Consider the following 25,667-nt stretch of genomic DNA (forward strand, 5'->3'; position numbering starts at 1 on the left):
CTTACATGGAAAGGACGAAGCAGGAATTTCCTACTTCGCTCCATCTCGTTTAAATACAACTTTGATCGTTTTCAGCAAGATTTTTATATCTGACCAAATGGTCCAATCGTCAATATAAGATACATCTAAGCGAACCACTTCATCAAAGTCCGTAATTTCGCTGCGTCCACTCACCTGCCAAAGCCCTGTAATTCCAGGCTTGAAGCTCAAGCGGCGTTTCTGTTCCGGAGTGTACTTCTCATACTCATCCACTGTTGGCGGACGGGTTCCAACCAGACTCATATCTCCTTTTAGGACATTAAAGAATTGGGGTAGCTCATCCAGACTGGTCTTGCGGATAAAGCGTCCAATTGGCGTAATCCGAGGATCATTGTCCATTTTGAACATCCCACCGGTCATAGTGTTTTGATTCATCAATTCTTTTTTCCGCTCCTCTGCATCGACATACATAGAACGGAACTTATAAAACTTGAAATAGCGTCCATTTTTCCCGACCCGCTTCTGGGCAAAAATAGCAGGACCACCGTCCTTACGAATCAAAGGTACCAATACAATCGCTACCAAGCCACAGAGGAGCAAGCCTACCAAGGAACCACAGATATCAATCACGCGTTTCGCGGTCACGTGGCTAGGTTTGTAGAAGTTGGTCGAGAAGGTAACAACATTGAGTCCAGCCACTTCGCGAATCCGTTTGTTGCCAGCAAAGTTCAAATCAAAAGCATTGAGGTTAACGGTAACGTCGATTCCCATGGTCTCAAATTGTGAGACATACTCCCCAATATCATACTCTTCACTTGGAAGATTGAGAAAGACTTCATCTACCACTTCATAGGTCGCAAAACTCAACAGGTCCTCCTGGGGAACAACCCGAACAGCTGGGTGTTGAAAGGCTGGGCGGTCTAATACTGTCACCGCAACCACTTCCCCACCGCTATCATTGGACGAAAGAAGTCGATCCAGGACTTTATCCAGACGAGAATTCGCTGTAATCAAGAGAATCTTGTGACTTCCTTTGAGACTATAATAGAAGCGTCTCCAGTAGCGTTTGATGAGGTAGTTCATCAAGTAAAGAGCCAGAGTAAGAAGCACTAGAAAATAAATCATCCCCCGACGGGAGAGGGAGAACTTCTCCTCCAAAAAGAAGCTCGAAAAACTGATGACAAGCGCGAAACACAAGCTGTATTTCAAGGTTTGTAAGAAATCGACTAGATGCCCCCGCTTGAAATAATCTTGGTTGTAATCGCTGACGTAAAAGGCTACGTAATGCAACAAATACAGATAGAAAATTGTATTAGAGTGGATTTCTGTCTCTGTCACAAAACTAAACAAATAAGCCACAACTAAGACTGGTAAGCTTTGAACAAAGGCCAAAGCAAATTTGTGAAATCCCCTTCCTTCTGTCATAATACCCCTATCCTATTCCTTATCTTTTTTTCCCATAATTGCCATAGTTCCCGTAATTACCATAGGAACCATATTTTTCTAATTGAATATCAAACTTATTGAGGACCACTCCTAGGAATGGTGTCCCCGTCTGCTCTAGTTGCTCTTTAGCCTTTTGAACAGCCTTGCGACTAACAGCTCCTGCTGCTGTCACAATCAAGCTACCATCACAGCGTTGAGCAATAATCGCCGCATCAATCACCATCCCAATTGGTGGGGTGTCGACAATGATATAGTCATAGTGATTGCGAAGCGCCTCAATGATGACCTCGAAGTTTTTACTTTGCAAGAGACCCGTTGGATTTGGAGAAACCTGCCCTGCCAGGAGCACATCCAGTTTTGGATAATCTGTCGTCGCAATTGCTTGCGAAATCTCACTCTTCCCAGAAAGTACTTCTGTCAATCCTGCGACACGACCTTGGCTCTTGAAGACACCTGTCATGACCGAGTTACGGATATCCGCATCGATCAACAAGGTACGATAGCCCGCACGCGCAAAGGCTGTCGCCAAATTCGTAGAAATGGTTGATTTTCCTTCGTTTGGTTGCACAGATGAGATGGCAACGACCTTAATATTGGTCCCACTCAACTGAATATTGGTACTCAAGGCATTAAAATACTCTTCAGCCTGAGTCATCGCTGCTAATTTGCTTTTTACAATTTCTAAGGTTGCCATGAATTCTCCCTCTTACAGTTTCTTCACACTAGGGATCACACCTAATAGAGTGATGCCCATCACTTCTTCGATATCTTCTGGTTTCTTCACTCGATCATCCAGTACCTCAGATAAGATCACCAATATGGAAATCACGACGCCTCCAAGGACAAAACCAATGACAACATTTCGCTTGATATTTGGTGAAGAAGGATTTTGCGGTACGACAGCCTCATCCAAAGTCGTCACGTCCGATACCTTGGTCACAGCAATAATTTTTTCGGCTGCTACATCTTTCAAGCCATTCGCGATCCGAGCTGCTTCTTGTGGATCTGGGTCTGATGCTGTGATGGACAAAATCCGAGTATCCGCTGGAACTGCCACTGAGACTTTCTTAGCAAGCTCTGCTGGAGTCATTTCCAACTTCAACTCTTCGATGGCTTGGTTCAAGACATTTTGAGAAAGGATGATCTCGCGATAGTCTTTAACCAAGTAGGATCCCGCTTGAAGATCTTGGTTGGTCAAGGCATTGTTTTCTTGATTCTGACGGCTGACTACGTAGATACGGCTGGTACTTTGGTAGATCTTTTTCGCTACAAAAGCGCTGTAGCCTAGGGCTCCAATCGCAAACAACAAGGCCGTAATGATAATTGAGAATTTACGACGCCATAAGGTTTTAAAGAGGGAGACCACATCCAATTCGATCTCTTTGCTCTCTTGGTTTTTCATATTCACTTTCTCCTTTTCAATCTCCGTGATGGAACTTGATGATTAAAACAATTCGTCATCCAATAATGTTTGCTGATTTTCAACAAAAAGGGCACGCGCCCGGTCACTGCCGTAGCGTTTTTCAATCAACTGATAAGCCTGGTCCATGTATGGAGGGCGCTGATCAACATTGTGCATATCGCTGGCAACAAAATGGACCAAGTCCTTGTCCAAGAAATATTGGGCACGATGTTTCATGAACTTATAGCGATCACCAAACAACTTCGGCTTGAGGACACTCGAACTATTGATCTGGGTATAGCATCCCATTCGGATTAATTCCCGCACCCGTTTTTCATTTTTTTCCAAACAGTGGTAGCGTTCAATGTGGGCAACCACCGGAGTCACTCCTAAGCGCAAAACTGCACTTAAGGCCTGGTGAATCTCCTTGTAGGGGGTCGCCATACTAAACTCGATCAAGGCAAAACTGGTATCAGCAAGCGTTGGAATAGTCCCGGCTTCTAGCTTTTCTAGGATATCTCGCGTATAGTAGATTTCTGCTCCGAAATGCAGTTTCATTTCAGGCAGATAGGTCTCTACCATCTCTTTTACTGCCAAGTAGTTTTGATAGATCTTTTCTTCTGGGGTTTCAAACATCCCTTTTCGACGATGAGACGTCGAAACGATGGTACGAACCCCTTGACGGTAGCTTTCCTCGATGAGGAGCTTGCTATCCTCAATCGTCTTTGGTCCATCATCCACATCAAAGACAATGTGTGAATGAATATCAATCATTGTTTTTTCCTTCCATGGTTTGGTTTATTTTTTCTTTGGCTTGTGCCACGCTATCAGCATTCAACTCCATCATGTAAAGAGCAGATCCTGGCATCGCATATGAAGGCAAGTCATTTCGTCCTTGTCCAGTGACAGCTTGCGAAGTCACCTTATAGCTTCCACCAGTCTCCAACTGTGTATTGACCAAATTCATAATGGTTGGCAAGGGCATATTGGTTTGCAAGGAATCTTGTAAACCAGAAACGATTTCGTTGTAATTGCTCAATGCTTTGGTCGATGTTAATTTATGGATAATGGCTGCGATGACTTTTTCTTGGTTCTTCCCACGATCGTTGTCTCCACCTTCGAGAGAGTAGCGTTCACGGACAAAGCCAAGGGCCTGTTCCGAATTCAAGTGGACTTTCCCTACAGGGAAGTGGTAGTTCCCGTGTAGACTTGTAAACTCTTGATCATTTTCTACATCAATCCCTCCGACGAGGTCGACAAGCTTCAAGAAGGAGGTGAAGTTCAAGCGGACATAGTAGTCGATCTTGATGTCGTACAGATTTTCTAAGGTATGAATAGACGCATCTACTCCGTAAATCCCAGCGTGGGTCAATTTATCCCCTTGGTTGTTCCCGCCATCAGCGATTGGAACATAGGCGTCACGCGGAGTCGTGGTCAGCAAGACTTGCTTGGTCTTTCGATTGACCGTCATGATAATATTGACATCAGACCGAGAAACCGAAGTGACTGGACCGTAAGTGTCAATCCCGCTGACATAGATGTTAAAGGTATCCGCATTGGCATCTGCCTTTGCCTTGGTTTCCACTTGGCGACGAATCTTGTAAGAGTAGATTTTCTTTAATTTTTTTGCGTAGTCAGCATCCACACTTGCTACAGTATCTTCAAAGGTACTATTCAGGACGATGGCTTTCGTCTTGTCTTCTTGTAGGGCCTGGTAGGCTGCCGCATAAGATTCCACATCTTCGATGGTCAAGTCATGCTGGCGCGTTTTCTTCACTTCCTCTACTAGGGCCATCAGATCATCTGCATTATTATTCCCCGTAGGCGCTGCCACACTGCTGATTTCTTTGATATCTTGGATTGGGCTATCTGCTTTAACATAGACAGCCATCTCAAACTCCGTATAATTGGCATTTCTGTTCACATTTCCAGCGACATCGACCAACTGTTGGGTAACATAGGTTCCCACAGAGGTTCCTAGCAAGCCTAGGACCAATAAAAATAGCGTCGTCTTTTTAGCCTTGCCTGCAAGGATCAAACCCAAGGTTAAAAAAAGTCCGCCAACCAGCAAGGCCGTCACAAGGATATTCAAATAGCGAAAGGCTAGGATATTGTAGCTAAAGACATTATAAAGAAAGAGCCCAGCCACAAGTAGCGTTAAGACCCAGAGACCGCTATTGACAATCCGTAGCTGATCCCAACTGCTAGTTCTAGTTGAGCGTTTGTTTTTTCTGCTTTGATTCATTTTATCCCCCATACCATTTTCTTAAATATTATAACATAAAATCATCCTAAAAATCGGAATCTAGGCCCAATTCTCCACTATTAATTTTATACTATTCTGAGCTCTCTGTACAGCAATATGGGACAAAGAAATGAGTAAATAAAAAAGGTGAGGAAACTCACCTTTTTGAATGTAGATAAACTATTATTTTACATAAAACAGCTAGTTACTCTTCAAAAATGATTTATTTTGCCATTTAAGAAGATTAAAAACTTTCCGCTGTGAGAAAAGTGCCTGAAACACAATAGTTTCAGGCACTCGGGAGTTTTGAGAGTAAAACAGTTTAGGAAACTGTTTTAGCCCGAGCCTAGAAATTAAAGAGCGAGGGGGCTCAAAACTAAGTCATGGAACTTCTTCGAAGTTCGCTGAAGTTCGCTGACGTCCGCACTCACCTAAGGAAAGTTTTTCGGAAGACTTTATCTTCAATCTGAAGGTGAGAAAACTCACCTTTTTTATGGATTTATACTTTATCTTTTGAGGTTGAACTTGTATCTGAATCCTTGCTAGTTGAGTCACTCTGTGAGGAATTGCTTCCTTTACGAGTTTCAGCTCCATCAGCAGAATATTCGTTTACAAAGATTTCCTTACGCAATTCAAGGAAGCTTTCATCGCTAAGAATGTAACGTCCTTCTTTGGTTTTAGTCAATTCCAAAGTGTACTCGCGTGGTTCGATGTAACCAAAGTCTTCATTCAAACGGTCAAATGCATAGTAGAACAAGAAGTTGTTCAATAGAGACAAGCGTTTTTCTAGATCTGGATCTGTGTTGTCTTCTAATTTTTTAACATCTTCAATTCCGTTTTCAAACAGACTAGATTTTGCACGGTTGATTAAGTTAGCCAAGTCACGTGTTGCAATCGCACGAGATTTGAAGGTAACTGTCGCAGTATCTCCTTCGTCTTCAACCTTAGTAATTTCATAGTCATCACCAATCGTTGCTAACACTTTGAAACGAGCTTGGTCAAACAATTCCAAGATTTTTTCTGGAGTGAATGTTTCAGTTGTCAGTTCAAGCGTGAAGTCTTCTGCAGGTAGATATTTTGATGCATTTTCATCAACAAATTTTTCAGTAATTTGTTTTTTCCACTTATCAACTGATGTTCCCATCAAAGTTGTGAAACCAGAAGAATGGTCAGTGAAGATGGCACGAAGAATGATATCTCCATCTTTCTCAATTTGTTTTTTTGTTTTTTCTTCTTTTGATTCGCTAGATTGTTCTACCTTGTCCTCTTTGGCTGGTTTTTTCTCAGTAGCTGGTTTTGACGAACAAGCTGCCAACAACAACAAGCAGGCTGGTAAGACACCATATTTTACGAGCTTTTTCATAAGTTCTCCTTATTTTTTATAGATTATGTTCATTATACCAAAAATAGCCCCCTTGAACATTCTTAGACAAACCTATGTAAAGAAATTGTAATATTTTGTCTCTCCTTCGTAATAAAAAAATCCCTTCTCTTGAGAAGGGATCTAATCGCCTATCGCCTATAGCATGGGCGCAAATAACTGCATAATTTCTTTGATCAAATGCTGGTACCAGGTGATCCGGAAAGTGTCCAACTGGATCTGCTGAGATACGGAGAATATCTCTTCAAAATCTGCTCGGATCTTGGTCAATTCTGGGCTTCGATACATCCAGACAGCATTCTCATAGTGATGAACTAGGCTCCGATAGTCAAAGTTAATGGTCCCGACTACTGCGACTTCATCGTCGGCCAATACTTGCTTGCTATGGATAAAGCCTGGGGTGTATTCATAGATTTTCACCCCTGCTTCCATCAGGTCTGGATAAGCCCCTCGTGTAACGATTTGGATCAATTTTTTATCCGGAATGAAAGGGGTCACGATGCGTACATCGACACCACGGAGAGCCGCATTTCGAATATCTTCCGTCAAATCATAATCAATGATTAAATAAGGGGTCGTAATGTAGACATAGTCTGTTGCCTGATTGATGATATTCTGATACACAGACTTACCAACCTGGGACTTGTAGATGGGTTTCGGTCCACTCCCAAAGGGGATATAGAAGCCTTCTCCATCTACCGCTTGGTTTTCCATATGGTATTTATCGAAATCTTCAATCTCTCCCTGGTTGATGTACCAGTTCATGAGAAAGAGTCGCGTCAAGGCCTTGACAGCTCGACCGTCCAAGCGCACTGAACTATCCTTCCAATGACCGAAGCGTTCTCTCTGGTTGATATACTCATCCGCTAGGTTAACGCCACCCGTATAGCCAATCTGGCCATCAATGACCAGGATCTTGCGGTGGTCTCGATTGTTATAAGCCACCGTCAATCGTGGCACCACCTTGTTAAACTTATGGGCATCAATGCCTAACTTGCGCAAGCGTCTGGTGTAGTTTCCCTTCAGGGTCGCCATACAGCCAATATCATCGTAGAGCAGCTTCACTTCGACCCCTTCTTTGACTTTCTCAAGTAGAATCTCTAGGATGCTGTTCCACATGAGACCTTCCTCGATGATATAGAATTCGAGAAAGATAAATTTCTTGGCTGAGCGCAAATCCTCCAACAATTGTGGGAGCATCTGGTCCCCTAGTGGGAAAAAGGTCGAAGCCGTCCCATTGTAGAGGTCTGCGTTGTGGTCCATGGACAGAATAGACTTGACCATCCCATAGACGCTCTTACTCTCTTCTTTCAATTGCAGGCGAAGCTCACGGCTGTTGTCCTCACGGAAATTCATGGATTCCATATTTTCCAACTGGACCATTTCTTTTTTGGACAGACGCCGTTCCCCAAACATGAGGTAAAGAAGGGAACCAAAGACAGGGATGACGGCGATTAAGAGCCAGGTCACCTTGCTCTCTGGAGGCATATTTCGGTTGACGATCGCCAAAATGGTCGAGATATACAAAAGGACCATGATGGTGACAGACATCCAGTTGGGGAACCATTCATTTAACCAAAAGAAGGCCGCAAAGGACAGCCAGAGTTCAAACCCCATAAAGAGGATACTGAACCCATATTTGGACATTAACAATCGAATCTTTCGAAAACTCACCCTCATTCTCCTTCTTTTATAATCCCTACTAGTATACCAGTTCTAAGAAGGGAGCGCAAACCCGATAAAATGAAAAAAGAGAGTGGGACAGAAATCGGTAATTCGTTAGAATTCGATTTCGTCGTCCCACCTCCGCACAGTTGAGTAGGGCTGTAAAAGCTGATGAAATCAGCGTAGTAGAGCCCACTCAACCACTGCGTCTTGCTCGACAATCCAAAGACAATTGAGAGGCTAGGATTTCTGTCCCACTCTCACTTCTGCTAGTTTATTGCTTGGTCAGAACGATCGTATCCTGATTACCCAAGTCTTGATCCGCTTCTTTCAGGGTCAGTTGTTGCCCCTCCAATTGATAGCGATAGCCATCATCTCCGATAAAGAGGATCTGGTTGGCAGCATCTAGCTTGACCTGTTTCAGCTCTTGCTCTCCATCTGCCTCTACAGCCGTCCAAGTCCCTGAATCACCAGCAATGACGAGGGTCACTTGATCGCTTTCATCCATTCCTATATAGGTTCCGTCCAGAACTGTTTGGTTAACCTGCGGACTAGTCGTTGTCTGTTGAGAAGAAGTTGCCGTTGTTGTCGTCGCACTTGATGACGTGTTCGTTTGCGATGGTGTTTGCTGGTTTGAACACGCTCCAAGTAGGAGGACTGTAGCTGTTGCTAATAAAGCAGTTACTTTCTTTGTCATGGATGGTCTCCTTTCGCGCCAACTTTTCAACGGACTTCCCCGTTCATTTGTGGCTCACCTTTAGTATACGTTAGAGCCTGTTTTTGGTCAATCTTAATGACTGGCCGATGAGAGTTGCTACCTATAAAGGATTCTTTCCCTGCTCTAATAGATATGCGCGAACTTCGGAAATAAAGTAGAGAGAGCCAGTGACAAAGAGCACCTCTTGACCATCTTGTCGGCTATAAATATCTTGCAAATAATCTCTGAAATCTGCCACATAAGGATAGCCTAAGCCATCCGCCTCTTGGACCACTTCCCCATAAGCAAAGGTCGTAACCGTCAAGTCCGCCTCCGGCAAATCGCTTGCAAAGATCTCCAACATTCCCTGGTAATCCTTGCGTTTTAAAGCACCAAAGAGGATCTTCACGCGCTTATCTGAAAAAGTGCGGGCATATTCGACCAAGCGATGGATGGCATGGGGGTTATGAGCGCCATCTAGATAGATGCCTTGGCTAAAGTTTTCCAGACGACCCGGCCAGCTAGTCGCTTGCAAAGCCTCCCGAACACCGTTTTCATCGACCGCCAGACCTCTCTGCTCCATGAAGAGGAGAAAGGCTTCGAGAGCTACCGCAGCATTCTCTTCCTGATAAGCTCCATTGAGCCCAATTTTCAGTGAGTCAAACCGATGCTGCGCATCTTGAAAGACGCCCTTCACCAGTTGGAAATCTTCTCCATAGCGAGCTAGCGGACAGCCTATTGCTTGGGCATTTTCTATGCAGACTTGCTCAGCCTCTTTAGCCAGTGGACCGATAACAGCCGGCTTCCCGGCTTTAAAGATCCCAGCTTTTTGCCTAGCAATGGCCTCTAGGCTTCCTCCCAAGGTCTCCTGGTGATCCAGCCCTACTGAGGTGATCACTGTTACCTCTCCTGTGATGACATTGGTCGTATCAAGGAGGCCTCCGATCCCAACCTCGATCAAGGCCAGGTCTACTTTTTGTTCATGGAAATACAAAAAGGCCAAGAGGGTGATGATCTCAAAGTAAGAGAGTTGGTCGTGGGTCTCGAGAAGCTGAGACTCCATCGCTTGAATGCTCTGACCCAAGCGAATCAGGTCCTGATCCGAAATTGGTTGCCCATTGATACAAATCCGATCATGCATACTAACGATATGCGGAGAAGTAAAGGTACCTACTTTCAGACCATGTCGTTGGAATAGTTGGCGCATAAACGCAATGGTTGATCCCTTCCCGTTAGTCCCCGTCACATGGATCATCGGAACAGCTTCATGAGGGTCCCCTAAGAGCTTTACAGCCTGTTGCATCCGCCCCAAGCCTGAACGAAAATTGAGTCCAATTCGGCTATTCATCCATTCTTCAATTTGATTCATATCTTTCTCCTAAAAGAAAAGAGCGATCAAGCCTTGTTGCTGGCTCACGCTCTGCTATTTCTTTGGTTTCTTATTTCACTTCCAATATTTTTAGAAGTTGGGCTAAAAACGTCCCCCGACTTACTTGCGGTCCTTGTTTCTAGCGCAAGGCTAAAAACGTCCCCCGGACTTCCTGCTTTTTCTTGTTTTTTTGAAGCAGGGCTAAAAACATCCACTGGATGTTCCTGCGGTTTGTATTTCTTGCGCAGGGGTGATACAGTCTCCCAGACTTGCTTGCGTTTTTTGTTTCTAGCGCAAGGGTAAAAACGTCCCCCAGACGTTCCAACTCTTCTAATTTCTAGGAGTTGGGGTAAAAACATCCACTGGATTTACTTGCGGTCTGCATTTCCAACGCAAGGGTAAAAATGTTCACTGAACATTTTTACTCCTCCATAAAGCTGTTGAAGACTTCTTCAATCATATTCCATTCATCATCTGAATCTTCTGGGATTGGTTGAAGGTCGCCTTCTGTTCCGTCTTCGTTTTCAGTAAATGAGTATGCTTGGATTTCTACTTCACCATTTTCATCTTCTTCTGCATTTGCAGGAATCAAAAGAACATAGTTTTTACCAAACTCTTCTTTTCCATCAATGGTCAAAAGAATTTCAAACAAGGTTTCATTTCCTTGCTCATCCACCAATGTAATCAATTCGCGTTCGTCATGGTTGTGATCATGATCATGATTGTGTGCCATCTTATTTCCTCTTTTTCTAAAATTTTCGATCTAAATAATTTTGTAAAATCAACTGGGCAGCCAATTTATCAATGACTTTTTTACGCTTATTTCGGCTGATATCCGCTTGCTCAATCAGCATTCGCTCCGCTGCAACAGTCGTCAAACGCTCATCTTGATACTCAACCGGCAAGTTGAACAACTCTTCAAGGCGCTTCCCATAAGCTTGACTCGCTTCCACGCGAGGGCCGCTTGTGTTGTTCATGTTTTTTGGTAAACCAACGACAAAGCTATCAACCCGGTATTCCTTCACCAGTTCAGAGAGACGATCAAAACCAAACTCTCCCTTCTCCTCATTAATCTGAATAATCTCCAGACCTTGAGCAGTAAAACCTAATGGATCACTGATGGCTACTCCGACTGTCTTCGAGCCAACATCTAGTCCCATAATTCTCATTAGAGATCGATCCCTTGCCCTTTCAAGTAGTAACGAACCAATTCCTCAACAATTTCATCTCGTTCGTACTTACGAATTTGGTTGCGAGCGTTGTTATAACGAGGTACATAAGCAGGATCACCACTGAGTACATAACCAACGATTTGATTGATTGGATTGTAGCCCTTCTCATCCAAAGATAAGTAGACATCCTTTAATGTATCACTAATTTCTTTACGGTTTGAATCGTCAAGATTAAAACGTACTGTTTCGTCTGTAAATCCCACAATACCACCCTCTTTCTTTATATTAGTACTATTATACCATAATTTCCATACCTTTTCAAACGAAAAATATTGATTTTACGGGCTTTCTTGGACTTTTTATCACTTATTTTTGAAAGCAATCTTCTGCATTTTTCAATGACATTATTTTACTTCTTTAAAGCCATTTTTTTCCATGTTTTTGATGAAGAGCGTTGGAGAGTATGTCTTGATCATTTTGCAAATTTCTCCCAAGTCTTCACTGTTTTTAATGTCATCAAAGTCTACTTTATCAGGATCAATCTCAATCTCAGAGACCATTGCTTCACCTGTCCAATCTGATGTCACGGTAATCCCATCGTAGTCTCTTAGTTCATCAATGCCCCCTTCTCCTTCATAGCCCTCAATCAAGGCTCGCTTGGCACCCTCTTTATCATCCTCAGCATCGATCAACTTCTTGATTTCGGCTTTAAATTCATCTGACACATGAGTCGCTAGTTTGATTGAAACTTTCTTGTATTTCTTTCCTTGGTAGGATACTGTCACTGTAATTTCCTGTTTACCTACCTCGTCAACCTCATCGACATCTCTATCGATCTTAAAGGTCCGAGTGACGACGCTATCTTTCGATAAGGACTTGCCCCCTTTTGATTGAGAATTCCCACAACCGACCAAGACAAGCAATCCTGCAACGACTAGTAATAAAAGTTTTTTCACGTTTTTCTCCTTATTCTTCTTTTGCTCCATTACGGAGTAGATTATTCATATATTCTGTTGGTGTCAACTTCAACAAATCTGCAACATTGGCTGTTTTGAAGTACTCTAACTCCAACGCTTTTTTCGTATCCAACTGGGTGAAATCATAAGTAATGACCGTTTGGTATTCATTTTCATTTGGTAGGGTCAGTTCAATTGTAAAACCTGGAAGGGCCCGCGCCTGTTGGAGTTGTTCATCCTTGTCCATCGACTCCACCATCAATCGTTGAGCTTCTTCGAGGCCGACCTCTTGAATGGCTTTTTTCAATTCATCACTGGCAGGAGTGGTATTGGTCATGACCAATTTTTGTAATTGTTCCCCTTGATAGGTGATGGTCTGCTCTTGGCGAATACCTTTCTCATCTGTCGGAAGAACAAAGTGTTTGGTAAAGACTTGCTGTTCTTCTGCCTTTTCTAACAGATTTCGATTTTCTTTATTGAATGATTCGATTTTAGCACTGTTGGATTTTTGAACACTGGAAGAGTCGGTTTTCCCTTGTTTCTTCTGTCCACAAGCTGTCAGCGTCAGGAGCAAGACTCCGAGACAAATAAGCTTCTTTTTCATGTTTTCTCCTTTGATAAGCTTCTATAAAAGGGATTTTCCCCACAGAAGTATTGTACCATAGAATGCCCAGCAAAAACATTCTTACAATCATTTTTTCGTGGATTCTTTGGCCAGATACAAAAGAAAAAGTCGAGATCTTGACATCTCGACTCTTCTCAGTAGCTCAATGTTTGGCTACTTGTTCTTATAGGGCTGCTCTTAAGCGAGCCTCCGCATTTTCAACATTTCGTACAGAACGTGGTAAAAAGGCCCGAATATCATCTTCCTTATAACCAACTTGAAGTCGCTTGTTATCCACTAGGATAGGACTTTTCAAGATTCGTGGTGTTTCTAAGATGATATCGATGACTTCATTCATGCTGAGGTCTTCAATATCGACACCTAGATTCTTAGCGTATCGGTTTTTTGAAGAAACGATACTTGCAATGCCATTTTCTGTTTTGGTCAAAATATCGAGTAATTCTTCTTTTGTAATCCCTTCTTTACCAAGGTTTTGTTCTTTATAGATCAACTGATGAGCATTTAGCCAAGTTTTGGCTTTTTTACAACTCGTGCAACTTGAAACTGTGTAAATTTTAATCATGCATGCACTCCTTTCGCCACACGATAATAACATTGTAGTATATTATACCATAAAAACCATCAGTCTTTCGACCTATTTTGAAAAAAATTACTCTTCAATCTCAATGGCATCATCAAGATCTAGTGTTACTTCTTCAACAAGTGGGCTTTCAGCTACTTCATCTTGTACAACTACAGCAGTGTCATCATCGATCAAACCGAAGCGTACGCGCACCTGGTGATCAATCTCATCAAAAATTTCTGGATGGTCTGCCAAGTACTTCTTAGCATTTTCAGAACCTTGGCCAATCTTCTCACCGTTATAAGAATACCAAGCCCCTGCTTTTTGGATCAAATCAAGGTCTGTTGCAATTTTTAGCAATTCGCCTGTACGTGAAATTCCTTCTCCGTACATGATTTCAACCATGGCTTCTTTGAACGGTGGAGCCACCTTGTTCTTCACAACCTTGATCTTGGTTTCCTTACCAACATTGGTATCTTTTTGGTCCCCAGTACCCTTGATTTGAGTATTTCCACGAACATCTAGACGAACAGAAGCGTAGAATTTCAGGGCACGACCACCAGGTGTGGTTTCTGGATTCCCAAACATGACCCCAACTTTTTCACGCAATTGGTTGATAAAGATAGCAATGGTCTTGGTCTTATTGATCGAAGCTCCAAGCTTACGCATAGCCTGGCTCATCATCCGCGCTTGCAAACCAACGTGGCTGTCACCGATATCTCCATCGATTTCTGCGCGTGGAACCAAGGCAGCAACAGAGTCGATTACGACCAAATCAACCGCACCAGAGTCGATCAATTTACCAGCAATTTCAAGTCCTTGTTCCCCTGAGTCTGGTTGAGACAAGAGGAGTTCATCGATATTAACCCCAAGAGCTGCAGCATAAGATGGATCCAAGGCATGCTCGGCATCGATAAAGGCAGCAATGCCTCCTTCTTTCTGTGCTTGCGCTACTGCATGGAGGGCAACGGTTGTTTTACCTGATGATTCTGGACCATAGATTTCGATGATCCGACCTTTTGGATAACCACCAGCACCCAAGGCAATGTCAAGAGCCAAGGAACCTGAGCTCATGACTTGAACTTTTTGCTCTGCACGTTCGCCCAGACGCATGATGGATCCTTTACCAAAGTCTTTTTCAATCAATTTTAAGGCATCATTGAGCGCTTTTTCACGCTCATCTCCAAATTTCTTAGAGATATCATCTAATTTTTTCTGTTTTTTCGCCATTCTTTTCTCCTATATTCAAAGCGTAATGTTTTACACCTTCTTTTTATTATAGCAAATTTTCATCTAATAATACAGTCCGGCGTACCAGATTAAAGGCATGGAGGACTGCAACTTTCCGAACATCCATACGACTCCGGCCAGCGATATTGACCTTGATCGATTGGACTCCTTTAGGACCTGCAATTCCAATAAAAACGGTCCCTGCTGGGTGGCCTTCTAGACTGTCTGGGCCAGCAACACCTGTCAGACTGACTCCATAATCAGCCCCTGTTAAGAGACGGGCTTGCGCCGCCATCCGCTCAGCTGTATGGGCAGAGACCGCTCCATGTTCTTGCAACTCAGCTAGGGGGATTTGGAGCATTTTGCTCTTTTCCTCTATGCTGTAGGTGACGAAACCTCCTGGTAAGACCGCTGAGGCTCCTGAGAAATTAGCCAGAGTCGACTGGAACATCCCGGCCGTCAAGCTCTCTGCTGCGGTTAGGGCCAAGCCTCTCTCGCGCAAGAGTTCAAAAGCAACCTTGGCTAGGGAATTGTCATCTCCATAGCCATAGAAGAGCTGGCTCAAGGGTTGACCATCTAAAGTCTCATGCTGGAGAATCACTTGCTCCAACCGATCCAATTTCTGATCAGCCTGCTCTTGTGACACGGCCTTGGTCGACAAGCGCAAGGTCACTTCTCCGGTCTTGGCATAAGGAGCCACCGTCGGATCAGTCTGGCCATCAATCACATCGGCTAGAACGGTTACCAGCTGGCTTTCCCCGATTCCAAAGAAGCGCAAGACGCGTGAGTAGAGCTTCTCGCCTGTGGCTAGAAGGGGCACTAACTCATCAGTAACCATGGGTTTCAATTCACTAGGGGGACCAGGCAAGACCACATAGCTAACGCCCTCCACTTCAATCAACCCTCCCACTGCCAAACCAGTCAAATTTTGGAGCGGTGTTGAGCCAGTTACTATTTGCGCTTGTCTCAGATTGTTGGGAGTTCGGACATGGTCTGGCCGACTGGCAAAGAAGCGATCCAACTTGGCCATCGCTTCTGGATCAAAGGTCAGGTCTCTACCCAAGAACTGGGCTAGGGTCTGCTTGGTCAGATCGTCTTCGGTCGGTCCAAGGCCTCCCGTGAGGATGACGAGATCACTTCGATCACGCGCAATCGCAAGAACAGACAAGAGACGATCGGCATTATCCCCAACTGCAGTTTGGAAATAAACGTCGATTCCTAGACCGGCCAACTTTTCTGATAAAAATTGCGCATTGGTATTGACAATCTGTCCTGTGAGAATTTCGGTTCCCACTGCAATGATCTCTGCTTTCATAACGCCTCCACTTATACTATTCGTAATTTTTCTTCATTGTAACACAAAAATAGAAAAATCGTAGAAAAATTTTCTACGATGGGTTAGCTATTCGGATTTTTCCATTCACAATCATTCTCATGATCATCAACCAGACCTGCAGCTTGTAGAAAGGATAAAACTGCAACTGGTCCGGTGAACTTAAAACCACGTTTTTTAAGGTCTTTGGATAATGTCTCAGATAAAGGCGTCTTAGCTGGTGCTTGACTGTAATCCGGGACATCATTGACAATGGTTTTTCCATCGACAAAAGACCAGAGATAGGCATCAAAGGTGCCAAACTCTGCCTGGACTTGTAAAAAGGATTGAGCATTGGCCCGTGTCGCATAGATCTTAGCACGATTTCGGATGATAGCTGGATTGTCCATCAAAGCCTCCAGTTCCTCATCCGTCATCTCCGCGACGCGTTGAAGATGGTAACCATGAAAAGACTCTCGGAAAGCCTGCCGTTTATTGAGTACCGTTTCCCAAGATAGTCCAGCCTGATAGGTCTCCATACAGAGCAACTCAAAAAGCGCCTGGTCATCGTGGAGTGGCTGTCCCCACTCCTCATCATGATAGGCCACATAGAGAGGATTGTTCATTTTAACCCAGCCACAACGTTTTGGCATAGGAATCTCCTATTTCACCAACATCTTCAGGGCAGACTTGATATAGTTCTCTGCTGTATCGGTCGTGCCTTCAAAGAATTTCTTGATTTTCTTAAGCTCCGTTGCCTTGTAGCCCAATGCCAACATAGCTTCCATGGCTTCTTCCAAGGCTTGGTTCTCTTCTGTCGCCTTAGCTTTTGTCTGAGCCGGTGCATCTTCTAGATCAAGATTAATCTTACCTTCCAAGTCCAGCACCATCTGTTGGGCTGTTTTCTTGCCGATCTTTGGAAACTTGGTCAAGTAGGTGATATTCTTGCTTTCGATGGCTTGGACAAGGCCTGCATTGTCATCTGCAGCAATGATAGCCAGAGCTGAGACAGGTCCAATCCCAGAGACTGAGATCAAGTTTAAAAAGAGCTGTTTCTCTTCTTCGGTCGCAAAGCCATAGAGAAGGTGAGCATCTTCACGGACCACTTGGTGCAGATAGACGTGCACCTCTTGGTTCATTTTACCAGAGTAGGCATAGGGATTGGCCACATGCAAGAGATAGCCGATCCCAGTTGTTTCTACCACAATGTATTTAGCAGTGATTTTCGTTAAAATTCCTTTAATGTATTCGTACATAATCTTCCTTTATTGTTTGTTTAATACTTGCCCAATTCCCGCAAACTGGTGTGATTTTCCTGAATGCGTCGGAACATCTTTTCCATATCGGACTTGGTAAAGTTAACCAAGACGGGACGGCCATGAGGGCAGTTATAAGGGTTGTCACATTGGGACAGTTGGTAGATCAGGTCACGTGCGGAGTAATCGTCCAGCGTGTGGTTGGCCTTGATGGAGCGTTTGCAGGACATCATGATGGCCAACTCAGCCCGGTATTTCTTGATGGACACTTCCTTAGTCAAAAGGAGCATGTCACACATTTCGTAGATACCCGACTCGATCTCTTCTTCCTTCATCCAGATCGGATGCTCCCGCAAGATCAACTGGTTGGCTCCGTACTCTTCAAGATAAACTCCCACTTCTTCTAGGAGGTGTTTGCGCTGTTGCAAGCGGATCAGATCGTCTGCAGGGAACTCAAAGATATAAGGAACCAGCAGTTGTTGCTGACTGCCGTCTACGTTCCCGATGCTCTCCCGGTATTCTTCGTATTTGACCCGCTCTTGGGCCGCGTGCTGGTCAATGATGTAGAGGCCCCCATTTCCTTGGGCAAAGAGATAGGTTCCATGCATCTGGCCGAAATATTCCAACTCTGGGAAGGTCGAATGTTCTTCTCCTTCCAACTTGTCATAAGCCTTGTCTAGACTAGCTAGATCCAACTCTGGGTGGTCAAGTTGATCATACTGAGGCGCCTTTCGCTCTGCGAATTTGATGGCTGGTGATTTAGCCTCCTGATTTCCCTCTTCTGGGACAAAGAGAACTGTTTGCTCTGGGGTCAATTCACCACTTGGCTGGGATTCTGCAACCTCTGGACGGACAAAGAAGTCTCCCTTGTCTCGGTCGTAATAGAGGCTATTTTCTTTCAGGGGGAGGCTGGTCTGGACTGGCTTTTCTGTTCGACGAAGCGTTGACTTAGCTAGATTTTCTAGAGCATCTGGAATCAGATCCTGCTCTTTCAAAGCGGAGACAATGGCCTGGGAGATCAAGGCCATTAGTTCTCGCTCTTTAGAAATGCGCACCTCTTGCTTGGTCGGGTGGACATTGACATCAGCTAGATAGGGGTCGATCTGGATATTGATGACTGCTATCGGGAAGCGTCCGACCATAAGTTTACTGCCGTAGCCATCCAAGATGGCCCGATTGAGCAAGAAATTCTTGATGTAACGACCGTTGATAAAGAGACTAATGTAATTGCGATTGGCCCGGGTCAATTCTGGCAAAGAGACGAAGCCCGACACTTCAAAGTCCAAATCACCTGTCTCGATGGCAACCATTTTCTTAGCGGTAGCGAGGCCGTAGACTCCTGCGATGGCTTGGCGGAGATTTCCCGTCCCTGCCGTCCGTGTCATTTCATGGCCGTCATTGATCAAGGTAAAGGCAATCTCTGGATGGGCCAGACTCAGGCGGTTGAGAATGTCGACGATATGGGACAACTCTGCCTGTTGGCTCTTCATATATTTGAGGCGGGCTGGTGTATTGAAAAAGAGGTCCTCAACTGTGATTTTAGTCCCCACAGGGCTAGTCGCCGGCTCAAGAGAAGTGATTTCGCCCCCTTTAGCCTCTAGCTTGGTCCCATGACTAGCTCCTTCCTGAGCTGTCAGGATGGTCATGACACTGACAGAGGCAATAGACGGCAAGGCCTCGCCACGGAAGCCTAGTGTCCGAATGCGAAAGAGGTCGGCTTGACTCTTGATCTTACTAGTGGCATGGCGACGAAGGGCTAATTCCACTTCCTCATGGGCAATCCCTTGTCCATTATCCGTGATTTGAATGCTCTTTAAGCCAGCTTCTTCGATCTCTACGACAATCTGACTAGCTCCCGCATCGATGGAGTTTTCAACCAGTTCCTTGACCACACTAGCAGGGCGCTCGATGACCTCACCGGCAGCGATTTGATTGGCTAGAATTTCTGGTAATTCGATAATCTGTGACATAGCTTCCCCTCTTATGTTTTATACGCGCATAGATAGAACTATTATACCATATCTACAAGGAAGCCCTCCCTTTATAAAACCTTGTGCTCCAGCTCCATTAAAGATACCGTCTTCTACCAGATAAACAGATAAACTGACCGAATATGCGAAAAGCCTTGTCTTGATGCCTGAAAAAGTGTTTAATAGACTTGTAAGCAAGAAGTCCTGCTAGCGGATCGCTTACCTGACGTCAATATGTTAGAAGGGATTTGTATGAAAGTAACAGTTACCATTGACCCCCATTTTCAAGAAGAAGGCGTAGCCATCACAGGGCCACAACCTAGCGAACGCATCCAGAAAGTCCAACAATTCATTGAGGAATTGGACCAGAAGGAACGCTTGAGAGCGAAGAAGGAGGGGGAAACCTATCTTGTAGAGACTCACTTGTTTCATCGGTTCTACATTGAAAACCGTCAAGTCGTTGGGGAAACAAAGGATGACCACTTTATCCTCACCGGCCCCCTCTACCAACTCTCTGAAGACTTACCCATCTACTTTTTAAAAATTTCCCAATCTGAAATTATCAATACCAAAGAAATCGATCAGCTGTATTTTACCAGCAGCGGATCGGTCCAAATCAATCTGAAAAACGGGACCATCACCTATTCGTCTCGTCGCTATTTAAAAGCTATTAAGGAGAAATTATCATGTTAAAGACTCATCTATCGAATGCCTCTAAAGGCATCTTCATCGGCCTTACCCTCTCTATCGTCTTTTCTTTCCTAAACTCACCTTCCACTTACATGCCTCTCAGTCCAAGTTCAGGCGTTGGACAATGGATGCAAGCCCACGACGTGCATGGATCCATTGTCATGCTCTATTGTATCCTTATATGGGCTGGCATCGGCTTGCTCTTTAGCTTTGGAAGCAGCCTGTTCAACAAAGACTGGAGCCTCCTCCGTGCGACCCTCAGCCACTACCTTTTGATGCTCTTTGGTTTTCTACCTTTGGCAACCTTGGGAGGCTGGTTCCCAATCCAAATCAGCTTCTACATCTCCGTCATTATAGAGTTTAGCCTTGTGTACTTGGTTATCTGGGCGGTTTCTTATCGCATTTACAAGAAAAAAGTAGAAGAGATCAACCAACAGTTGCAAGGAAAAGCCTGAGGAATTCAAAAAAATGACTTTTATTTTTTAGTCATTCAAGAAGATGAAAAACTTTCCGCTGTGAGAAAAGTGCCTGAAACAACTGTGTTTCAGGCACTCGGAATCATTGAGACCTTAGGCTCAATGATTAGTCATGGAACTTCTACGAAGTTCGCTGACGTCCGTACTCACCTAAGGAAAGTTTTTAAAATTACTTTGTCTTCAATCTGAAACAGTTCGAATGAACTGTTTTTTAAATTCTCTTTTTCATCTCAGCAACTGCCATCATGACTTCCATCGGGGTCATGTTGTAGATATCGAGAGTTTTTAATTCTTCTAGTACTGGATGAGTGGCATCTGCTGCAAACAGAGATAACTGTTCTCCAAGCTCTGGAGAGGATTGCTGTGTTGGAGTCGCCATCGACACTTCGTGGCTTTGGCCTTCTAGTTGACTCAAAATAGTATCTGCCCGCTTCAAGAGATCGCTTGGCAGGCCTGCAATCTTGGCCACATGGATCCCATAGGATTTGTCAGCCGGTCCCTCTTCGATCCGGTGCAAGAAGGTCACTTGGCCATTCTTCTCCAAGGTTGCGACGTGGACATTGCGCAAGCGAGATAGGGTCTGCTCCAGGTCGGTCAACTCATGGTAGTGGGTGGCAAAGAGCGTCTTGGCACCTGTCCGGTCATGGATGTATTCGATGATGGCTTGAGCCAAAGCCATCCCATCATAGGTCGCCGTCCCCCGTCCCAACTCATCAAACAAGATAAGAGAAGCCGGAGTCGCTCGGCGAATGGCATTGTTGGCCTCCATCATCTCAACCATAAAGGTCGATTGGCCGGACACCAAGTCATCTGCAGCCCCAATCCGGGTATAAATAGCATCAAAGAGAGGGAGGGTCGCCGCCTGAGCCGGTACAAAGGAGCCAAGCTGAGCCATAATGACAATGATGGCCAACTGGCGCATATAGGTGGACTTCCCGCTCATATTGGGCCCCGTAATCAACTGGATATCACAGGTCTCATCCATGGAAATGCTGTTGGGGATGTAGCTTTGAGCCCCCATCACCTTCTCAACAACTGGGTGACGCCCCTTCTCAATCCGGATATCACGCGCCTCTTGGAAGACTGGCCGAGTCAGTTGTTGCCTTTCAGCCACACAGGCTAAGCCTTGTAAGACGTCCACCGTTGCTAGGGCTTGGGCTAGGGACTGCAAGCGCTGAATGTACTTGCCGACTTCCTCTCTGATCCGTAGGAAAATCGCATACTCTAGGCTAGTCGACTGTTCCCGAGCTTCTAGCATCTCCCCTTCAATCCGAGCCAGTTCCTCTGTCCCAAAGCGCTCAGAATTTTTCAAGGTCGCCTTGCGGAAGAAATGAGCTGGTACACGGGATAATTGGGAATTGGTCACATGGAAATAATAGCCATCTTTTTTATTGTAGTCAATTTTAAGTCCGGTGATGCCACTGGCTTCCCGTTCTTTGGCTTCGATCTCTGCAATCCAGCCGGTCCCTTCCCGGAGGACGACACGGTACTGATCCAGAGTTGGGTCAAAGCCGGTACGGATGATATTGCCTTCTGTCAGAACGATAGGGGCATCCGGGTCAATCGCTGCCTCGATGAGACGGCAAAGCTCTGGTAGCTCATCTAACTGGGCAACGAGGAGGTCTAGCACTGGCTCGCCCATCTCGACCAGAAGCGATTTGATCAAGGGAACATGGCGCAGGGTTTCACCCAACTGCAAGAGGTCCTTGGGAGTGGTCTTACCAAAGGAAACCCGACTGGCCAAACGCTCGATGTCATAGACACCCTTGAGACGATCTGCCAGATCGCTTCGCTCAAAGAAATGATCCAAGAAGACCTGGATAATCTCTTGGCGCTCCTCGATCCGATGGCGGTCCATCAAAGGCTTCTGGATCCATGCCCGCAAGAGACGGCCTCCCATGGCTGTCTTGCTTTCATCTAGGAGCCAGTAGAGGCTACCATGCTTTTTGCCTGTCCGAGCATTCTCTGTCAAGTCCAAACTCGCCTTGGTCGCATAATCCATCTGCAAGAAATCACGGACTTCATAGTGATGGGCAGGCTTGATATGGTGGAGTTCCCGCTTCTGGGTTTCCTGGACGTATCGGAGCAGGCCTCCAGCTGCTATTCTCTCCAAATGAGTCAACTCAGCCCCTAAAAGTTGGACATCCTCCGCCACTTCTGAAATAGGGGAGAGCAAGAGGTTCATTTGGCCAAGAAGGACTCTTTCTTCCATTTCTGACAAGGAGTAGGTCAGGACAATCTCCCGCGCCCGTAGGTTGCGGATCTCCCCACAGACCATGGCAAAATCATTCAGACTAGTGACCTGAAACTCCCCGGTCACTAGGTCCATATAGGCAAGGCCATAGTCCGTCTCATCATGAGACAAGGCTACCAGGAAGTTGTTGGCGCTGTCTGGCTTGGTCGAATCGACAACGGTCCCCGGAGTAATGACTTGGACCACTTCCCGTTTGACCACACCGACGGCTTGCTTGGGATCTTCCATCTGCTCTGCAATAGCCACCTTATAGCCTTTTTCGATCAAGACATCGATGTACTGCTGGGCCGAATGATAGGGAACTCCAGCCATGGGAATCGGATTTTCTGCATTTTTATTCCGAGAGGTCAAAGAAATCTCTAAAATCTGTGCTGCATTGACGGCATCTTCATAAAAGAGCTCGTAAAAATCCCCCATCCGAAAGAGTAAAAAAGCATCCGGATAGTCTTTTTTGATATCTAGGTATTGCTGCATGCCAGGTGATAGTTTTTCTGCTGCCATATCGTTCCTTTTCTATATCATTGCATTCATTCTGAGTGCTTACTCCAACTCTAAACTGACATAAAAGGAGGGCCGATCCCTTTCTGGACTGGTCCCTCGCCTTTGACTAGTGACTAGAATGTTGGAGAATGGTCTGCTGGACTGTTTGTGCTACTTCTTGATCCTTGCAAACAATTAAGAGGGTATTGGCACCTGCTACGGTACCAAGGATTTGATCATCCAAAATCTCATCGACTGCGTTGGCTAAAATAGCCGCTTCTCCCAGCTCCGTCCGAACAACCAATGTGAACTCCGCTCTCGAGACCACTTGTGCATATTGAGCAATCAGTCTAAAAATATCTGTTCGATCAGGTTCATCTGCCAATTTATAATAGAGGCCACCCTTTTCTTTTACCTTGATCAGACCGATTTCTCGTAGGTCCCTGGATAAGGTGGTCTGGGTCACTCCCGCCCCTCTTTGTTCTAGACGGTCTTGAATGTCTTTTTGCGTCGATAACTTCTCATGTTGAATAATTTCTCGAATCAAAAGCTGACGTTCATCTTTTTTCATTTTTGCTCCACTTTTGAATAATTATACTTTGATTATACCAAAAAGTTTGAAGAAAGGCCGAATTTTGTGATAGAATAGTAACAAAAGACCAAAGGAGCTACTATGAATCATAAAGAACTTATTGCAAGTGAATTGGCAAAAGTCATTGAAGGCTTAGACCAAGAAACTATCTTAAATTTACTAGAGCAACCAAAATCTTCAGACCTCGGAGATATCGCCTTTCCTGCCTTTTCTTTGGCTAAAATCGAACGCAAAGCTCCTCAAGCGATTGCTGCTGATATTGCGGAAAAAATTGATGCCTCTCACTTTGAAAAAGTCGTTGCTACTGGTCCTTACGTAAACTTCTTCTTAGATAAATCACAAATCTCTGATCAAGTCATCAAAGCGGTTATCCAAGCAGGTGCAGACTACGGTCAGCAAGACGAAGGACATGGAGGAAATATTACCATCGACCTTTCTAGTCCAAATATTGCAAAACCTTTCTCAGTTGGTCATTTGCGCTCAACCGTTATCGGAGATGCTCTTTCAAATATCTTCCGCAAAATGGGCTACAACACCATTAAAATCAACCACTTGGGAGACTGGGGTAAACAATTTGGTCTCTTGATGGTCGCTTATAAAAAATGGGGTAGCAAGGAAGCTGTCGAAGCCAATCCAATCGATGAATTGTTGAAACTCTATGTCCGCATCAATGCCGAAATCGAAAATGATCCTGCTTTGGACGAGGAAGGACGTCTCTGGTTCAAGAAATTGGAAGATGGAGATCCAGAAGCAACTGAATTGTGGCAATGGTTCCGTGACGAAAGCTTGGTAGAATTCAACCGTATCTACAAACTCCTCGGTGTTGAATTTGACAGCTTAAACGGAGAAGCTTTCTACAATGACAAGATGGATGAAGCTGTCCAAATCCTTGAAGAAAAAGGCTTATTGAAAGAGTCTAAGGGAGCTAGCATCGTTGAGTTGGATGATGTCAACCTTCCACCAGCTATGATTAAGAAATCAGACGGTGCCACTCTTTATATCACTCGTGATATCGCAACCGCTATCTACCGTGCACGGACTTACAACTTTGTGAAAAACATCTATGCTGTCGGTCAAGAACAATCCAACCACTTCCGTCAGTTGAAAGCTGTTTTGAAGAAAATGGGATTTGACTGGAGCGACGATATGATCCACGTTGACTTTGGTTTGGTGACAAAGAACCGCCAAAAATTGTCAACTCGTAAAGGAAATATCATCCTGCTCGAACCAACCCTTCAAGAAGCCATCTCTCGTGCCAAAGCTCAGATCGAAGAAAAGAACCCTGAATTGGAAAACAAGGAAGAAGTGGCACATGCAGTCGGTGTTGGTGCCGTTAAGTTCTACGACTTGAAGACAGACCGTCGCAACGGGTATGACTTTGACCTTGAAGCCATGGTATCCTTCGAAGGAGAAACTGGACCATACGTTCAATACGCATACGCACGTATCCAATCCATCCTTCGCAAAGCCAACTTCACACCATCTGCAGATGCAACTTACAGCTTGAGCGACCCAGAAAGCTGGGAAATCATCAAACTTCTCCAAGACTTTGCTCGTGTCGTGAAACGTGCTGCTGAAAACTATGACCCATCCTTGATTGCTAAATATGCGATTAACTTGGCTCAAGCCTTCAACAAGTACTATGCTCACACTCGTATCTTGGATGAAAGCCCCGAACGCGATAGCCGCCTTGCTCTTAGCTACTCAACAGCAGTTGTCTTGAAAGAAGCGCTTCGCTTACTTGGTGTCGATGCACCTGAGAAAATGTAATATCTTCCTTACTTTTTGATAGGAAACCATCACTTTTAGGGGTGAGAGGAATCGCTAAATAAACCTTATTTAGTTCCATCTCACTCCTTTTCTCATGCTAAACACACCTATATTTTTAGCGATTATCGCTTCCCTTCA

Annotated in this window: 25 protein-coding genes; 3 read left to right on the forward strand and 22 right to left on the reverse strand. The window is 44.8% G+C overall.

The features are described from left to right. Window positions 1-30 precede the first annotated feature (30 nt). The 20 genes from I2C87_RS06175 to mutL all read right to left on the reverse strand — a co-directional run bounded on the left by I2C87_RS06175 (window position 31) and on the right by mutL (window position 19,267). Entirely contained in the window at window positions 31-1,404 is a 1,374-nt protein-coding gene (locus I2C87_RS06175; protein WP_195324240.1) for a sugar transferase, read from the reverse strand. Between the two features lie 19 nt (window positions 1,405-1,423). Continuing rightward, window positions 1,424-2,119 carry a tyrosine-protein kinase gene (locus I2C87_RS06180; RefSeq protein ID WP_048715614.1) on the reverse strand — a complete coding sequence of 232 codons (696 nt, stop codon included), beginning with the start codon at window positions 2,117-2,119 and terminating at the stop codon, window positions 1,424-1,426. Window positions 2,120-2,131: 12 nt separating this feature from the next. Beyond that, window positions 2,132-2,827, reverse strand: a complete 696-nt coding sequence (locus I2C87_RS06185) for a Wzz/FepE/Etk N-terminal domain-containing protein (protein WP_048715617.1) — start codon at window positions 2,825-2,827, stop codon at window positions 2,132-2,134. Between the two features lie 42 nt (window positions 2,828-2,869). Next, entirely contained in the window at window positions 2,870-3,601 is a 732-nt protein-coding gene (gene cps4B, locus I2C87_RS06190) for a capsular polysaccharide biosynthesis protein Cps4B (protein WP_195324241.1), read from the reverse strand. Further along, window positions 3,594-5,072, reverse strand: a complete 1,479-nt coding sequence (locus I2C87_RS06195) for an LCP family protein (protein ID WP_195324242.1) — start codon at window positions 5,070-5,072, stop codon at window positions 3,594-3,596. Before I2C87_RS06195 ends, cps4B begins: the two co-directional genes overlap by 8 nt. Before the next feature lie 499 nt (window positions 5,073-5,571). Then, window positions 5,572-6,435, reverse strand: coding sequence for a hypothetical protein (locus tag I2C87_RS06200; protein ID WP_195324243.1), 864 nt, complete (start codon window positions 6,433-6,435; stop codon window positions 5,572-5,574). Between the two features lie 156 nt (window positions 6,436-6,591). Beyond that, entirely contained in the window at window positions 6,592-8,127 is a 1,536-nt protein-coding gene (gene cls, locus I2C87_RS06205; RefSeq protein WP_195324244.1) for a cardiolipin synthase, read from the reverse strand. Window positions 8,128-8,392: 265 nt separating this feature from the next. Next, window positions 8,393-8,815: an SP_0198 family lipoprotein gene (locus I2C87_RS06210; RefSeq protein WP_195324245.1), complete on the reverse strand. Its 423-nt coding sequence runs from the start codon at window positions 8,813-8,815 to the stop codon at window positions 8,393-8,395. Window positions 8,816-8,936: 121 nt separating this feature from the next. Further along, window positions 8,937-10,184 (reverse strand): bifunctional folylpolyglutamate synthase/dihydrofolate synthase, encoded by a 1,248-nt coding sequence (locus I2C87_RS06215; RefSeq protein ID WP_195324246.1) that lies wholly within the window; start codon window positions 10,182-10,184, stop codon window positions 8,937-8,939. 421 nt (window positions 10,185-10,605) lie between these two features. Beyond that, on the reverse strand, window positions 10,606-10,917 hold the full coding sequence (locus I2C87_RS06220) for a DUF1292 domain-containing protein (RefSeq protein ID WP_006595405.1): 312 nt from the start codon (window positions 10,915-10,917) through the stop codon (window positions 10,606-10,608). Between the two features lie 16 nt (window positions 10,918-10,933). Further along, complete coding sequence (ruvX, locus tag I2C87_RS06225; RefSeq protein WP_123160711.1) at window positions 10,934-11,353, reverse strand: Holliday junction resolvase RuvX; 420 nt, start codon at window positions 11,351-11,353, stop codon at window positions 10,934-10,936. After that, on the reverse strand, window positions 11,353-11,619 hold the full coding sequence (locus I2C87_RS06230) for an IreB family regulatory phosphoprotein (protein ID WP_006597020.1): 267 nt from the start codon (window positions 11,617-11,619) through the stop codon (window positions 11,353-11,355). The genes ruvX and I2C87_RS06230 overlap by 1 nt, the downstream gene beginning before the upstream one ends. Before the next feature lie 141 nt (window positions 11,620-11,760). Beyond that, entirely contained in the window at window positions 11,761-12,312 is a 552-nt protein-coding gene (locus tag I2C87_RS06235) for a hypothetical protein (RefSeq protein WP_120701483.1), read from the reverse strand. A 10-nt stretch (window positions 12,313-12,322) separates the two neighbouring features. Further along, entirely contained in the window at window positions 12,323-12,916 is a 594-nt protein-coding gene (locus I2C87_RS06240) for an SP0191 family lipoprotein (protein ID WP_195324247.1), read from the reverse strand. 184 nt (window positions 12,917-13,100) lie between these two features. Beyond that, window positions 13,101-13,499, reverse strand: coding sequence for a transcriptional regulator Spx (gene spx / locus I2C87_RS06245; protein WP_006595399.1), 399 nt, complete (start codon window positions 13,497-13,499; stop codon window positions 13,101-13,103). An 87-nt stretch (window positions 13,500-13,586) separates the two neighbouring features. Then, entirely contained in the window at window positions 13,587-14,729 is a 1,143-nt protein-coding gene (recA, locus tag I2C87_RS06250; protein WP_195324248.1) for a recombinase RecA, read from the reverse strand. A gap of 46 nt (window positions 14,730-14,775) precedes the next feature. Then, window positions 14,776-16,044: a competence/damage-inducible protein A gene (locus I2C87_RS06255; RefSeq protein WP_195324249.1), complete on the reverse strand. Its 1,269-nt coding sequence runs from the start codon at window positions 16,042-16,044 to the stop codon at window positions 14,776-14,778. A gap of 83 nt (window positions 16,045-16,127) precedes the next feature. Continuing rightward, on the reverse strand, window positions 16,128-16,694 hold the full coding sequence (locus tag I2C87_RS06260; RefSeq protein ID WP_195324250.1) for a DNA-3-methyladenine glycosylase I: 567 nt from the start codon (window positions 16,692-16,694) through the stop codon (window positions 16,128-16,130). A gap of 9 nt (window positions 16,695-16,703) precedes the next feature. Beyond that, the gene (gene ruvA / locus I2C87_RS06265) at window positions 16,704-17,297 is read right to left on the reverse strand and encodes a Holliday junction branch migration protein RuvA (protein ID WP_195324251.1); all 594 of its coding nucleotides are present in this window, start codon (window positions 17,295-17,297) and stop codon (window positions 16,704-16,706) included. A gap of 20 nt (window positions 17,298-17,317) precedes the next feature. Continuing rightward, window positions 17,318-19,267, reverse strand: a complete 1,950-nt coding sequence (gene mutL / locus I2C87_RS06270; RefSeq protein WP_195324252.1) for a DNA mismatch repair endonuclease MutL — start codon at window positions 19,265-19,267, stop codon at window positions 17,318-17,320. Between the two features lie 252 nt (window positions 19,268-19,519). Here mutL and I2C87_RS06275 point away from each other — a divergent pair, with 252 nt between their 5' ends. Continuing rightward, complete coding sequence (locus tag I2C87_RS06275) at window positions 19,520-19,960, forward strand: LytTR family DNA-binding domain-containing protein (RefSeq protein WP_195324253.1); 441 nt, start codon at window positions 19,520-19,522, stop codon at window positions 19,958-19,960. After that, a complete protein-coding gene (locus I2C87_RS06280) occupies window positions 19,954-20,412 on the forward strand; it encodes a DUF3021 domain-containing protein (RefSeq protein ID WP_195324254.1) in 459 nt (152 codons plus the stop codon). The genes I2C87_RS06275 and I2C87_RS06280 overlap by 7 nt, the downstream gene beginning before the upstream one ends. Before the next feature lie 232 nt (window positions 20,413-20,644). Here the strand turns inward: I2C87_RS06280 and mutS are convergent, their stop codons facing one another. Together mutS and argR are read right to left on the reverse strand one after the other, a co-directional pair. Then, entirely contained in the window at window positions 20,645-23,188 is a 2,544-nt protein-coding gene (gene mutS, locus I2C87_RS06285; RefSeq protein WP_195324255.1) for a DNA mismatch repair protein MutS, read from the reverse strand. 106 nt (window positions 23,189-23,294) lie between these two features. Further along, window positions 23,295-23,738 carry an arginine repressor gene (argR, locus tag I2C87_RS06290; RefSeq protein WP_126404976.1) on the reverse strand — a complete coding sequence of 148 codons (444 nt, stop codon included), beginning with the start codon at window positions 23,736-23,738 and terminating at the stop codon, window positions 23,295-23,297. Window positions 23,739-23,840: 102 nt separating this feature from the next. Between argR and argS the strand changes: the two genes are divergently transcribed. Next, entirely contained in the window at window positions 23,841-25,529 is a 1,689-nt protein-coding gene (gene argS / locus I2C87_RS06295; RefSeq protein WP_195324256.1) for an arginine--tRNA ligase, read from the forward strand. The last annotated feature ends 138 nt before the right edge of the window (window positions 25,530-25,667 follow it).

This window comes from Streptococcus sp. 1001283B150225_161107_H12, from assembly GCF_015552665.1.
Lineage (GTDB): Bacteria > Bacillota > Bacilli > Lactobacillales > Streptococcaceae > Streptococcus.